The 12,959-nt window shown below is 66.9% G+C and carries 12 protein-coding genes; 6 read left to right on the forward strand and 6 right to left on the reverse strand.

Translation table 11 applies throughout. The features are described from left to right. From cbiQ to Q1V87_RS09260, 3 genes are all read right to left on the reverse strand, one after another. Nucleotides 1-622 (reverse strand): cobalt ECF transporter T component CbiQ (gene cbiQ, locus Q1V87_RS09250; RefSeq protein WP_300591923.1); only part of this gene is annotated, 622 nt, incomplete at its 3' end. Between the two features lie 27 nt (nucleotides 623-649). Next, entirely contained in the window at nucleotides 650-970 is a 321-nt protein-coding gene (locus Q1V87_RS09255) for a PDGLE domain-containing protein (RefSeq protein WP_292710042.1), read from the reverse strand. Next, the gene (locus Q1V87_RS09260; protein ID WP_300591925.1) at nucleotides 967-1,656 is read right to left on the reverse strand and encodes an energy-coupling factor ABC transporter permease; all 690 of its coding nucleotides are present in this window, start codon (nucleotides 1,654-1,656) and stop codon (nucleotides 967-969) included. Before Q1V87_RS09260 ends, Q1V87_RS09255 begins: the two co-directional genes overlap by 4 nt. A gap of 126 nt (nucleotides 1,657-1,782) precedes the next feature. Here Q1V87_RS09260 and Q1V87_RS09265 point away from each other — a divergent pair, with 126 nt between their 5' ends. Continuing rightward, entirely contained in the window at nucleotides 1,783-2,262 is a 480-nt protein-coding gene (locus Q1V87_RS09265) for a Fur family transcriptional regulator (protein WP_300591927.1), read from the forward strand. 71 nt (nucleotides 2,263-2,333) lie between these two features. Here Q1V87_RS09265 and Q1V87_RS09270 read toward each other — a convergent pair whose 3' ends face one another. Next, nucleotides 2,334-3,929, reverse strand: coding sequence for an isocitrate lyase (locus tag Q1V87_RS09270; protein WP_300591929.1), 1,596 nt, complete (start codon nucleotides 3,927-3,929; stop codon nucleotides 2,334-2,336). A gap of 32 nt (nucleotides 3,930-3,961) precedes the next feature. After that, on the reverse strand, nucleotides 3,962-5,602 hold the full coding sequence (gene aceB, locus Q1V87_RS09275) for a malate synthase A (RefSeq protein ID WP_300591942.1): 1,641 nt from the start codon (nucleotides 5,600-5,602) through the stop codon (nucleotides 3,962-3,964). Between the two features lie 186 nt (nucleotides 5,603-5,788). Here aceB and Q1V87_RS09280 point away from each other — a divergent pair, with 186 nt between their 5' ends. Continuing rightward, a complete protein-coding gene (locus Q1V87_RS09280) occupies nucleotides 5,789-7,276 on the forward strand; it encodes a helix-turn-helix transcriptional regulator (protein WP_300591931.1) in 1,488 nt (495 codons plus the stop codon). Nucleotides 7,277-7,288: 12 nt separating this feature from the next. Here the strand turns inward: Q1V87_RS09280 and Q1V87_RS09285 are convergent, their stop codons facing one another. Beyond that, the gene (locus Q1V87_RS09285; protein WP_300591933.1) at nucleotides 7,289-8,659 is read right to left on the reverse strand and encodes an FAD-dependent oxidoreductase; all 1,371 of its coding nucleotides are present in this window, start codon (nucleotides 8,657-8,659) and stop codon (nucleotides 7,289-7,291) included. Between the two features lie 111 nt (nucleotides 8,660-8,770). Between Q1V87_RS09285 and gabT the strand changes: the two genes are divergently transcribed. From gabT to Q1V87_RS09305, 4 genes are all read left to right on the forward strand, one after another. After that, on the forward strand, nucleotides 8,771-10,126 hold the full coding sequence (gene gabT, locus Q1V87_RS09290) for a 4-aminobutyrate--2-oxoglutarate transaminase (protein ID WP_300591935.1): 1,356 nt from the start codon (nucleotides 8,771-8,773) through the stop codon (nucleotides 10,124-10,126). Nucleotides 10,127-10,164: 38 nt separating this feature from the next. Then, entirely contained in the window at nucleotides 10,165-11,529 is a 1,365-nt protein-coding gene (locus tag Q1V87_RS09295; RefSeq protein WP_300591937.1) for an NAD-dependent succinate-semialdehyde dehydrogenase, read from the forward strand. 72 nt (nucleotides 11,530-11,601) lie between these two features. Then, entirely contained in the window at nucleotides 11,602-12,042 is a 441-nt protein-coding gene (locus Q1V87_RS09300; protein ID WP_300591938.1) for a pyridoxamine 5'-phosphate oxidase family protein, read from the forward strand. A gap of 28 nt (nucleotides 12,043-12,070) precedes the next feature. After that, nucleotides 12,071-12,910: a hypothetical protein gene (locus tag Q1V87_RS09305; RefSeq protein ID WP_300591940.1), complete on the forward strand. Its 840-nt coding sequence runs from the start codon at nucleotides 12,071-12,073 to the stop codon at nucleotides 12,908-12,910. The last annotated feature ends 49 nt before the right edge of the window (nucleotides 12,911-12,959 follow it).

The raw sequence follows: 12,959 nt of genomic DNA on the forward strand, positions 1-12,959 counted from the left end.
CGAGGTGGACGCGCTCGCCGCGGGCGTGGGAGCGCACGATGACCGATCCCGCGGCCTGCGCGATGATCCGCCACGACGCGAGGCCCCGAGCGCGGAACCCCCGCGATTCGCGAGCGATGCGCATCCGCCGGGTCTCCTCGACGATGAGATCCAGGTAGCGGATCATGAAGCCGATGATCGAGGTGAGGACCGCGGGGAGGCGGAGCTGACCCAGCGCCTGCACCATCCGCCGTGGCTCGGTGGTCGAGATGAGGACGGTCGCGGCGCCCACGGCGAGGGTCGCCTTGGCCAGGAGCGCCCATGCGCCCCAGAGCCCCTCAACAGCCAGCGTGAAGGGACCAACCTCGATCGTCGGCCCTGTGGCGATGAAGGGAAGCAGCAGCGCGAACACGACGAAGGGCAGCTCGATGGTCATCCGTCGTGCCACGACCCGGGGTGGCACGCGCGCGATCACCAGCGCTGAGAACACCACCAGCGCGTACACCGCGAAGGCGAGGAACCAGTCACGGGGAGTGGCGACCACGACAGCGGCGAAGGCCACCGTCCCGACTAACTTCGTCCGTGCGGGGGCGCGGTGCAGGAGGGAGGTTCCCTCGCGATGCCCCCAGTCCAGCGTGCTCACCGCATCGCCCTTATCCGGCGCACTGTGTCAGCCGCGCCGTGCGAGACGGCCGAGAAGCCACGCCAGAGCGAAGGTGATGCCGCATCCGACGACACCGACGATGAGGATCGACAGCCAGTTCCCGTCGAGTCCGGCCACTGTGTAGTCGGCCAAGGGTGAGCCCGCCGTCGCACTGTCTTGCGCGGCGCTGCTGAAGCCGACGGCCTCCGCGACGAACTCCAGCCCGTCGGGGTTTGATGAGGCCCAGATGCTGACGACCGTCGCGATCACCAGCGCGATGCCCAGAGCCCAGAGAGTGAAGGTGCGTGTGGAGATCCGGCGCCCTGAGGGGGCGGAGGAGGTGCTCATACCAGTGCCGCCTCTCGGGTCGGGGTCGCTCCGGATCGCTGGAAGCGCGCTCCGTAGACGAGGTCTGGACGAGTAGCGAGTACGGCGGCGACGATGAGTCCGGTGATGATCGCCTCGCCGATCCCGATGAGAGCGTGCCAGCCGACCATCGCAGCAAAGACTGCCTCGATCGGCACTGCCACCTGACCGCCGATCGCGAACAGGCCGACGAACGCGATTGCCGACGCGGGGACAGAGAGCAGGCCACCGATACCTGCGGCCACCGCGATGGCCCATCGGCGTGCAGGCAGCACGCGGACAAGGCCCCGGAACACCCACCAGCCGACGGTGATCGTCACCAGGCCCATGAGCGTGATGTTGGTGCCGAGGGCTGTCAGCCCGCCGTCGGCGAACAGGAGTGCTTGCACGATGAACACGGCGCTCACAGCGAGCACCGCTGTCCACGGCCCCAGCAGCACAGCCGCGAGCGCACCGCCGAGCAGGTGGCCGCTGGTTCCCGCGCCCACGGGAAAATTGATCATCTGCGTGGCGAAGATCACCGTCGCAACGATGCCGACCATCGGGGCCTTGCGGTCATCGGCCATCTCTGCGCGCGAGTTCTTGATCGCCAGGGCGATGGCTCCCGCCGCCACGACCCCCGTAGCAATCGAGACCGGCACGCTGAGGAATCCGTCGGGTACGTGCATCGGCCCTCCTCGGGTGACCATGCGGTCTGGGATTGCGCTCACACTATTGCGACTCAGTCGCATTACGCAAGAGTCGAAATCTCCCCTGTGCCCCCGTCTGGAGGGGCTGTGTGCCACGATGGCGGCATGGGCGCCTCACATGACCACGAGCACCTCCACGCGGAGGCCCCCGTGAGCCTTGCCGACTCCGCGCTGGCGCAGCTTTCCGAGCGTGGCGAGCGCATCACGGCAGCCCGCCGCGCCGTCATCGGGGTGCTCGCGGCAGAGCATGAGCACCGCACGGCGGAGCAGATCGCGGGTGCTGTCGCTGACCTCGGCATCCATCGGGCTACCGTCTACCGCACGCTCGAGATGCTCGACAGCCTGGGCGTGGTCACGACGCGTCCCGTCGGGCAGGGGTCGACCGGCTATCACCTCGCCACGGGGGAAGACCGGCACGCGCACCTTCACGGGGTCTGCCGGTCGTGCGGGGTCGTCGTCGCGCTGCCTGCCGATCTGCTTGCCTCGGCGGCTCGGGTGGCTCGAAACGCGAACGGCTTCGCGCTCGAGCCCGCGCAGAGCTCGCTCGTGGGCACCTGCGCTGACTGCGCTCGCGGCGCCTCCTGACCGGGACCGCGCCCCGCGAACGACGGGTGCCTCGGACGGTGTCGTCCGAGGCACCCGTGTCTTCTCGATGATCAGCTGAACTGGTTCATCGTGTTGTGCTGCCCACCCGCTTTGAGGGCAGCGTCGCCGGCGAAGTACTCCTTGTGGTTGTCGCCGATGTCGCTTCCCGCCATGTTCTGGTGCTTGACGGTCGCGATGCCCTCGCGGATCTCGCGGCGCTGGACGCCTCGTACGTAGGCGAGCATCCCGTCGTCGCCGAAGTACCCCTTCGAGAGGTCATCGGTCGACAGGGCCGCCGTGTGGTAGGTCGGCAGGGTGATGAGGTGATGGAAGATTCCGGCCCGGGCCGACCCATCCCGCTGGAACGTGCGGATCTTCTCGTCGGCCAGCCGGGCGAGCTCGGTGTCGTCGTACTCGACGCTCATGAGCTCCGCCCGATCGTACGCCGAGACATCCTTCCCCTCGCCGGCGAGTGCGTCGTAGGCCTGCTGACGGAAGTTCAGCGTCCAGTTGAACGAGGGGCTGTTGTTGTACACGAGCTTCGCGTTCGGGATCTCCTCACGGATCGCGTCCACCATCCCGGCGATCTGCTCGACGTGCGGCTTCTCGGTTTCGATCCACAGCAGGTCTGCGCCGTTTCGCAGCGACGTGATGCAGTCCAGCACGCAGCGGGCCTCACCGGTTCCGGGGCGGAACTGGTAGAGGTTGCTTGCCAGGCGCTTGGGACGCAGGAGCTTGCCGTCGCGCTTGATGACGACATCGCCGTTGCCGAGGTCGGCATCCGAGATCTCCTCGACGTCCAGAAACGAGTTGTACTTGTCGCCGAGGTCCCCGGGTTCGTGAGTGACAGCGAGCTTCTGCGTGAGACCCGCGCCGAGCGAGTCAGTGCGGGCAACGATGATGCCGTTGTCGATCCCGAGTTCGAGGAACGCATAGCGCACCGCGGTGAGCTTCGCAATGAAGTCCTCGTGGGGAACGGTGACTTTGCCGTCCTGGTGACCGCACTGCTTCTCGTCCGAGACCTGGTTTTCGATCTGGATGGCGCAGGCGCCTGCCTCGATCATCTTCTTGGCCAGCAGGTAGGTGGCCTCGGGGTTACCGAAGCCCGCATCGATGTCGGCGATGATCGGCACCACGTGGGTCTCGTGGTTGTCGATCTGGGACTGAATGAACTCCACCGCAGTCTCATCGCCCGCTGCCCGCGCCGCATCCAGCTTCGTGAACAGGAGGTCCAGCTCGCGAGCATCGGCCTGGCGCAGGAACGTGTAGAGCTCCTCGATGAGCGCCGGTACCGCGGTCTTCTCATGCATGGACTGGTCAGGCAGCGGCCCGAACTCCGAGCGGAGCGCCGCGACCATCCACCCCGAGAGGTAGAGGTAGCGCTTGTTCGTACTCTTCAGGTGCTTTTTGATCGAGATCAGCTTCTGCTGGCCGATGAAGCCGTGCCAGACGCCGAGCGACTGCGTGTACAGCGACGAGTCGGCGTCGTACTCGGCCATGTCCCGACGCATGATGTCGGCGGTGTACTGGGCGATCTCAAGGCCCGTGCGGAACCGATTCTGTGCCCGCATCCGTGCCACGGATTCGGGGTTGATTGCGTCCCAGCTGGATCCGTGCTGGTGCTTGAGGGCCCGGATGGCGGCGATGTCGTCCTGGTAGGTGGTCATGTCATGTCCTTCGTCGTCGGTCTCGTGCGCAGTCAGTCGGTCTCGACCAGGTAGCGCGAATAGGCGGGGAGAGTGAGGAAGGCGGGGAAGTCGCTCCCGAGTGCCACCTCACGGAAGATCGCTGCCGCGTCGTCGAATCGGTCGCCCTCGAAGCGCGACACCTCGCCCAGCACCTGTGCGATGAGGCCTTCGACGTACTCGCGCGTGATGGGCGTGCCGTCGTCGGTGGTGCGGTCCTGGTGGATCCACTGCCAGATCTGCGAGCGGCTGATCTCCGCTGTTGCGGCATCTTCCATGAGGTTGTCGATCGCGACTGCGCCGAGGCCCCGCAACCACGCCTCGATGTAGCGGATCGCCACCGACACGTTGCCGTAGACGCCGGATGCCGTGATGGGGCGACCGATGTGGACATCGATGAGCTGGGCCGCGCTGACGTGCACGTCGGGCCGCTGACGGTCGAGCTGGTTCGGCCGGTCGCCGAGCACGGCATCGAACTCCGCCCGAGCGACGGGGATGAGATCGGGATGGGCAACCCACGTGCCGTCGAACCCGTCGCCGGCCTCGCGCTTCTTGTCGGCTGCCACCTTCTCGAAGGCGCGCTCGGTGACCTCCGAGTCGCGGCGATTGGGGATGAACGCGCTCATGCCTCCGATCGCGAAGGCTCCCCGCTTGTGGCAGGTCTTCACGAGCAGCTCGGTGTAGGCCCGCATGAAGGGCACCGTCATGGTCACCTCGCTCCGGTCCGGAAGGACGAAGCGCGCGCCGCGGCCGCGGTAGTTCTTGATGATCGAGAAGATGTAGTCCCAGCGGCCGGCGTTCAGGCCGGCCACGTGGTCGCGCATCTCGAAGAGGATCTCTTCCATCTCGAAGGCGGCGGGGAGGGTCTCGATCAGCACGGTGGCTCGGATCGTGCCGTGCTCGATGCCGAGGTATCGCTCGCTGAACGTGAACACGTCGTCCCAGAGCTTGGCTTCTTCCGCTGACTCGAGCTTGGCGATGTAGAAGTACGGACCCACGCCGTTCTCGATCAGCTGCTTCGCGTTGTGGAAGAAGTAGAGCCCGAAATCCACGAGCGAACCCGAGGCATCCATCGTGCGCCCGGTGCGGTCGGTGTAGCGCAGGTGCTTTTCGATCAGGTGCCAGCCGCGCGGGCGCATCACGATCGTGGGGGTCTGTTCGGCCGTGACCTCGTAGCTCTTACCTTCAGGGCTCGTGAACTGCAGCTGGCCGCGAATGGCGTCGTATAGGCTCAGCTGCCCCTCGATCACGTTCTTCCAGGTGGGGCTGGTGGCGTCCTCCTGGTCGGCGAGCCACACCTTCGCTCCGGAGTTGAGGGCATTGATCGTCATCTTCGGGTCGGTAGGGCCGGTGATCTCCACGCGACGGTCTTCGAGGCCGGGGCCGGCGCCGGCAACCCGCCACTCGTCGTCGTGACGGATGTGCGCGGTGTCGTCGCGGAACTGCGGGTCGTGGCCGTTGCCGATCTCGAACCGGCGTCGCATCCGGTCGGCGAGCCGGTCGTGCCGGCGAGCCGAGAAGCGGGAGTGCAGCTCGGTCAGGAATGCGAGCGCGTCGGGCGTCAGGATCTCGTCGTAGCGGTCGCGGATCGGCCCGACGACCTCGAGCACCGCCGCGGCGCTCGAGGTCGGCACGGGAGCCGTCCGGGCGGGCATCGGGGTCGTGGTTGCAGTCATGGCGCATCCGTCCTGTCTGATCTCTCATCCGCCGGCTTCGTCATCCGGTGGATCGACGCCTGGTTGGTCGTCGTGCACCTACTCTCCGTGAAGTTTTGCTGCCAGCATGGCCAGATCCGTTGTGAAGATCGCCAGAAATTCCGCTTTTGTGACAGAATCGGCGGCATGACGAGCCTCACAGCGCCGGAAGAGTCCCTCCCGACGATCACAACGGATGACGACGATGTCATCGACACACTCACCATCGGCAGGCGCATCCGCCAGTTGCGCACCGAGCGGGGGATGACCCTCGACGACCTGGCGGCGGCGGTCGACCGTGCCCCGAGCCAGCTGTCGATGATCGAGAACGGAAAGCGGGAACCCAAGCTCACACTGCTGCGCACCATCGCGCGTGCTCTCGGGACGAATCTGGACGCGCTGCTGGAATCGGAGCCGCTGGATGAGCGCGCCACGATGGAGGTTTCCCTCGAGCGGGCGATGCGGGGGCCAACCTTCCAGGCGCTCGGAATCTCCCCGTTTCGCATCGGTCGCTCAATCCCCGATGAGGTGCTCGCGGCGATGCTTGCGTTGCAGGGCGAGATCGAGCGGCTGCGAGACGAACGGGGAGCCACACCGGAAGTGGCGCGCCGCGCGAACCTGTCCCTGCGCCGGCTCATGACCAGTCAGCAGAACTACTTCGCCGACCTCGAGGCTCACGCCCGCGACCTGTTGGCCGCCGTCGGGCACACCGGAGGCCCGCTCACGCAGCGCACGGCATCCGACATTGCCGCCCACCTCGGGTTCACGATTCACTACGTCTCCGATGTGCCCCTCACTACCCGCAGCGTTCTGGATCTCAAGCACGGGCGGCTCTACCTCTCGAGCACGATCGCGAGCAAGCGGGATGCCCGAACCGCCGTGCTGCAGTCGCTGGCGAGCCGCATCCTGGGGCACGACGAGCCCGCGAGCTACGGTGACTTCCTTCGCCAGCGCGTGGAGATCAACTATCTGACGGGGGCGCTCCTGATGCCGGAGGCCGACGTCGTGCCTTTCCTGCAGGAGGCCAAGTCTCACCGCGCCCTCTCTATCGAAGACCTGCGGGACGCGTATTCGGTCTCGTACGAGACTGCCGCTCACCGCTTCACCAATCTCGCGACGGTCCACCTTGACCTACCCGTTCACTTTCTGAAGGTCCATGAGTCGGGCACGATCACCAAGGCCTACGAGAACGATGACGTGAACTTCCCGACCGACCGGTTCGGTTCCATCGAGGGGCAGATGTGCTGCCGCAAGTGGACGAGCCGCGTCGTGTTCGACATCCCCGACCGCTTCAACCCGTACTTCCAGTACACCGATACCGGGAACGGCACCTACTGGTGCACGGCCCGCGTCGAGCCCTCCTCCGAGGGCCTCCATTCGATCAGTGTGGGAGTGCGATTCGACGACACCAAGTGGTTCATCGGGCGCGAGACGACCAACCGCGGGGTCTCGCGGCATTCGGTGGAGGTGTGCTGTCGCCGTGCGCCGGAAGAACTCGAGTCATCCTGGCGCGGTCACTCGTGGCCGAACGTGCGGACACCGCGCACGCTGCTCGCTACTTTGCCCACCGGGGCCTTCCCCGGGGTGGACACGACGGATGTCTACGAGTTCCTCGAGGCTCACGCACCCGACTGAGCTGGCCGGGCCTCAGCGCCCGGCGATGAGGTCGGCGACCCGCGCCAGTGCCGACGTTCGTGCCCCGCCGCGCGCTTCGAGCCGGTCAGCGCCGCGGTAGGCGGCGTAGATCGCGTTCACGGCGGTCCACCGCAGTGGTTCGATCTCCCACCGCTTCGCGCGATGATCCACCCAGGGCAGGCGGGTGAGATCGGTGTCGCGGCGCAACACCAGATCGGCGAGGGTGCGTCCGGCGAGATTGGTTGCGGTCACTCCCGTTCCGACGTAGCCGCCTGCCCAGCCGATGCCCGTCTGCAGGTCGAAGCCGACAGTAGCCGACCAGTCGCGCGGCACCCCGAGCACACCGGCCCACGCATGAGCGAGGGGCACACCGCGGGTGGCGGGGAAGAAATCGTGCAGGAGGCCCGTGAGGGAGCGGATCGTCCGCTCCTGCGTCCGTCCGTTCGTGTCGACGCGAGATCCGTACCGGTATGGGACGCCTCGACCCCCGAAGGCGATGCGATCGTCAGCAGTTCGCTGCGCGTACATGTAGACGTGGGCAAAATCGCCGAGAGTTTCTCGCCGCGACCAGCCGATCGCGTCCCACACCCCGGCAGGTAGCGGCTCGGTGACGATCATCGATGAGTTCATCGGCAGCCACGTTCGGTGCTCGTCGCGGAGGTTCGCGGTGAAGCCTTCGGTGGCACGGATGACGGCATCCGCCCGCACCGTGCCGCGATCCGTTTCCACGCGTCCGGGTTCGATCGATCGAGCCGTCGTCTGCTCGAAGATCCTCACGCCCGCCGTCTCCACCGTCTCGGCAAGGCCCGCTGCGAGCTTCGCCGGGTGAATGCGTGCGCAGTGCGGATGCCAGATCCCTCCCACCGCGCCGACGACGTCGATACGGGATCGCGTGGCCGCGGCATCCAGTTCTTGCACGTCAGTGTGTGGCCATGCCAGGTCTTCGGCAGCCGTCTTCCGAAGCCGGGCGAGTTGCGCCGGGGTGCGGGCGATCTCGAGTTCGCCGCCCCTGACGATGTCGGCGTCAATGCCCTCGCTGCGTGCGACCTCGATCACCTCGCGCACGGTGTCGTTGAGCGCCCGCTGCTGCGCGATCGCGGCATCCCGTCCGTGGCGGGCGACGTATTGCTCCCGCCCTCCCGTGACCGAGTTCGTCAGCCAGCCACCGTTGCGCCCCGACGCTCCAAAGCCGGCGAAGCTCTGCTCGATCACGCCTACGCGCAGGTCGGGTTGCGCCCGCTTGAGGTAGTACGCCGTCCATAGTCCGGTGTACCCGGCGCCGACGATGCAGACGTCGAGCGCGAGGTCACCGGGAAGCGGTGCGCGCGGGGCGGGAGTCCCACCGATGTCTCGCCACCACCACGACACGCCGCCATTGATCACGCGATGATTCTCCCACGACGGGAGCCGTCGCGTAAGTGATGATGGACGACGGATTCCGACGTTCGAGTTGCACGGGTCGCGCGCGATCGATCGTGCAGCTATCCTCACGACATGAGCCAACTCGATAGTCCCACGGTCCCGCTCGGCGGTCCCTCGCTCCCGCAGGAGCGACGCCTCGTTACCCCCATCCCGGGACCGCGCTCGCAGGAGCTCATGGCCCGCAAGGCCGCTGCCGTGTCGGCGGGCGTGGGGCACACGGCTCCGCTGTCGATCGTGGCGGCGGGCGGCGGCATCCTGCTGGACGCCGACGGGAACTCGATCGTGGATCTCGGCTCCGGCATCGCCGTCACCTCCATCGGCAACGCGCACCCCGCCGTGGTCGCGGCCGTGCAGCAGCAGGTCGCCCAGTTCACTCACACGTGTTTCATGGTGGCGCCCTACGAGCCTTACGTGGCGGTGGCCGAGGCGCTCAACCGCATCACTCCGGGTGATCACGAGAAGAAGACCGCACTGTTCAACTCGGGTGCTGAGGCTGTCGAGAACGCGGTCAAGATCGCCCGCAAGCACACGGGACGGCAGGCTGTCGTCGCCTTCGACCACGGCTACCACGGCCGCACCAACCTCACCATGGCCCTTACCGCCAAGCACATGCCTTACAAGGCGGGATTCGGCCCGTTCGCTCCGGAGATCTACCGTGCACCGATGTCGTACCCGTACCGCGATGGGCTCGACGGCGCCGCGGCGGCGAAGCGGGCGATCGGTGTCATCGAGAAGCACGTCGGGGTGACGGATGTCGCGGCGATCATCATCGAGCCGATCCAGGGTGAGGGCGGGTTCATCGTTCCCGCCGACGGTTTCCTTCCTGCTCTGCAGGAGTGGGCGAACGCCAACGGGGTCGTCCTGATCGCCGACGAGATCCAGACCGGATTCGCCCGCACCGGCGCGATGTTCGCGAGCGACCTGTTCGGCATCGTCCCCGACCTCATCACGACGGCCAAGGGCATCGCCGGTGGCCTGCCGCTTGCGGCCGTCACCGGGCGGGCCGAGATCATGGATGCCTCGCACACGGGTGGCCTCGGTGGTACCTACGGCGGCAACCCCGTCGCCTGCGCCGCCGCACTCGCGGCCATCGAGGTCTACGAAACCGAGGATCTGTCGGGCCGGGCCCGGCACATCGGTGACCTTCTCGAGCGGCGGCTGCGAGAGATTCAAGCATCCGACCCGCGCCTGGGTGACATCCGGGGGAAGGGAGCCATGATCGCGGTCGAGTTCGTGGACCCTGCCACGGGTGACCCGGATGCCGCCCTGACCTCGCGCGTCGTGCGTGCGGCCCTCGATGAGGGCGTGCTCATGCTCACCTGCGGGACCTACGGGAATGTGATCCGTTTCCTGCCACCCCTGGTCATCGGTGATGACCTGCTCGAGGATGCTCTGGACGTGTTGGCGCACGTCCTGTCATCGTCGTGACCAACCGACCACCGTTCGCTGCCGACCGAGGAGGACCCATGAGTACCTACGCCGTCGTCAATCCCGCCACCGGGGAGACGCTTGCCACCTACCCCACCATGACGGATGCCGAGGCCGCCGCTGCTGTTGCGGCAGCTGACGATGCCTACCGCACGTGGGGTCGCGCCTCCGCGCCTGCCGAGCGCGCGGAGCTCGTGCGGCGCGCGGCGCAACTGCACCGCGAGAGGCGAGAGGAGCTGGCCGAGATCGTCGTGCGCGAGATGGGTAAGCCGCTGTCCGCGGCTCTCGGTGAGGTCGACTTCGCTGCCGACATCACCGAGTACTACGCCGACAACTACGAGAAGATCACCGGTGACACCCCTCTCGACATCCTCGCCGAGGGAACTGCCGTCATCCGCCGTTCGCCGCTCGGTGTGCTGCTGGGGATCATGCCGTGGAACTTCCCGTACTACCAGGTCGCACGTTTCGCCGCCCCGAACCTGGTGATCGGTAACACCATCCTGCTCAAGCACGCACCCCAGTGTCCCGAGTCGGCAGCGGCGATTGCGGCGATCTATCGGGATGCCGGGTTCCCGGAGGGTGCCTACGTCGATGTGCGTCTGACCAATGAGCAGGCCGCGACAGTGATCGCTGATCCTCGTGTTCAGGGTGTCTCGGTCACCGGTTCGGAGCGCGCGGGTGCCGCCGTCGCCGAGATCGCCGGTCGCAACCTCAAGAAGGTCGCCCTCGAGCTCGGCGGCTCCGACCCGTTCATCGTGCTCTCGACCGACGATCTCGACGCCACCGTGGACATGGCGGTCGAGGCGCGGCTCGACAACAACGGCCAGTCCTGCAACGCCCCCAAGCGTTTCATCATCATCGACGAGCTGTACGACGCGTTCCTCGAGAAGTTCGTGGCGGCCATGGCCGCCGCTCCACTCGGTGATCCCTTCGCCGATGACACGGTGATCGGTCCGCTCTCGTCGCTGGCTGCGGCCGAGCGGCTCGAAGAGCAGGTGAACCGCGCCGTCGCGCAGGGCGCCACGATCGAGCTCGGCGGGGAGCGGGACGGGGCATTCTACCCCGCGACCGTCCTCACCGGTGTCACGGCCGACAACGACATCTATCGCGAGGAACTGTTCGGCCCGGCGGGCGTGGTCTACCGCGTTGCCGACGAAGCCGAGGCGGTCGCCGTGGCCAACGCGACAAGTTACGGACTCGGCTCCTACGTGTTCACGACCGACCCCGAGCAGGCTGAGCGGATGGCCGACGCCATCGAGGCTGGCATGGTCTATGTCAACGTCGTGCTCGCCGACAGTCCCGAGCTTCCCTTCGGTGGCGTGAAGCGCTCTGGCACCTCGCGTGAGATGGGCCTGCTCGCGGCAGACGAGTTCGTCAACAAGAAACTCATCCGCGTCGCCTGAGCCCTTCGTTGCGGGCGCCGCCAGGGCCAAGGGTCCCTAGCGGCGCCCGAGACGCGCGCCCACAATGAGGGCATGGAAGAGATGATGGACGATGTCGTCGCCACTCTCAGCGACGCCGAGTGCTGGCAGCTTCTGGCGGGCGAAGAGCTCGGCCGTTTGGTCACCCGGGTCGGAGATGTCTTGGACATCTTCCCCGTCAACTACGTCGTCGACCGGGACACCATCGTGTTCCGCACCGCCGCGGGCAGCAAGCTCGTCGAGCTCACCGTCAACGATGAAGTGCTCTTCGAGGTCGATCACTACACCGATGCGGTCGCCTGGAGCGTGATCGTGCGCGGTCGGGCGCAGCGCCTTGTGACCGAGGAAGAGGTCGAAGCTGCTGATGAGCTTCCGCTTCGACCCTGGCTGCCGACGTTGAAGTATCACTACGTCCGCGTGAGCGCCGAGACGATGTCGGGTCGCAGCTTCCGGCGCGGGCCGGAGCCCGACCGCTACGGCATCGCCGACTATTGAGCCCGGCGCTCGGCATCCGGGCTGCTTCATGCCCGATCATGGTGAGGTGAACCCCGCGCGCTTGTGGATTCCGGTGCTCGTCGGAACCTTCACCGTCGCGCTCGGAATCTCAGCGGTCATCGGCCTGGAATGGCTGACAGCCGACCGCAGGCCCACCACGGTCACCGCATCTCAGGCGGATGCCATCGCTGACGTGTTCGCCGAGAGCAGGGCCTTCGCCGCCGACATCCGCGGCGCCCGCGGGCGGTACGTTGAGGCTGAAGCGGCGTGGGAGGCCGACGCAGCGTGGATCGCGCAGTGGCTGGAACAGGATGCGGCGCCGCAACCCGCTGCCCCCAACCCGGGTGGGCAGGCCTTTCCGGGCGACGACCCGCAGGGCCGTGCGTTCCTGGACGCGATCGGAGCCGCTGACGTCACGGTGATCTTCGATGCCGGTCCGGAGAATTGCGGTTACGCCGGGCAGGAGGACGGCCCGGGAGTGCTTGTTGTCGGCGGCTGCTATCAAACCGGCTACCCTGACTGGCTCTTCGTCGCGTGGGAGCCGGGAGTCGAGCACCTGGCCTGGCCGATCTTCGTGCACGAGGCTATGCACTGGTACCAGTACCAGAACTACTTTCCGTACCTGCTGGCGGCCGAGCGTGCCGGAATCACTCACGACGACTATGAGTGGGCGCTCGAGACCGATGCGAGCTGCCGCGCGGTGTATGAGCACGGCGTCGACCGATCCGCCTTCGAGGGTTCATCGTCGCCGTGCGATATCGACGACTGGCACGACGGCTGGTTCGTCGATCAGCTCGTCGGGCTCGGGGTGCGCACGAGCGCTCCGACGCCCGAGGAGTTTGAAGTCAGCGCGGTGGTTCGCCCATGACGGGGGGTCAGCGGGCACGGCGAGCAGCGATGTTCGCGGTCGGTCTGCT

This window comes from Microbacterium sp. (assembly GCF_030149085.1).
Lineage (GTDB): Bacteria > Actinomycetota > Actinomycetes > Actinomycetales > Microbacteriaceae > Microbacterium.

Coding starts and splice junctions, on each gene's coding strand:
- Q1V87_RS09305 (WP_300591940.1), top strand. CDS start 12,071: ATGCCCGATCATGGTGAGGTGAACCCCGCGCGCTTGTGGATTCCGGTG.
- Q1V87_RS09295 (WP_300591937.1), top strand. CDS start 10,165: ATGAGTACCTACGCCGTCGTCAATCCCGCCACCGGGGAGACGCTTGCC.
- gabT (WP_300591935.1), top strand. CDS start 8,771: ATGAGCCAACTCGATAGTCCCACGGTCCCGCTCGGCGGTCCCTCGCTC.
- Q1V87_RS09265 (WP_300591927.1), top strand. CDS start 1,783: ATGGGCGCCTCACATGACCACGAGCACCTCCACGCGGAGGCCCCCGTG.
- aceB (WP_300591942.1), bottom strand. CDS start 5,602: ATGCCCGCCCGGACGGCTCCCGTGCCGACCTCGAGCGCCGCGGCGGTG.
- Q1V87_RS09280 (WP_300591931.1), top strand. CDS start 5,789: ATGACGAGCCTCACAGCGCCGGAAGAGTCCCTCCCGACGATCACAACG.
- Q1V87_RS09270 (WP_300591929.1), bottom strand. CDS start 3,929: ATGACCACCTACCAGGACGACATCGCCGCCATCCGGGCCCTCAAGCAC.
- Q1V87_RS09260 (WP_300591925.1), bottom strand. CDS start 1,656: ATGCACGTACCCGACGGATTCCTCAGCGTGCCGGTCTCGATTGCTACG.
- Q1V87_RS09300 (WP_300591938.1), top strand. CDS start 11,602: ATGGAAGAGATGATGGACGATGTCGTCGCCACTCTCAGCGACGCCGAG.
- Q1V87_RS09255 (WP_292710042.1), bottom strand. CDS start 970: ATGAGCACCTCCTCCGCCCCCTCAGGGCGCCGGATCTCCACACGCACC.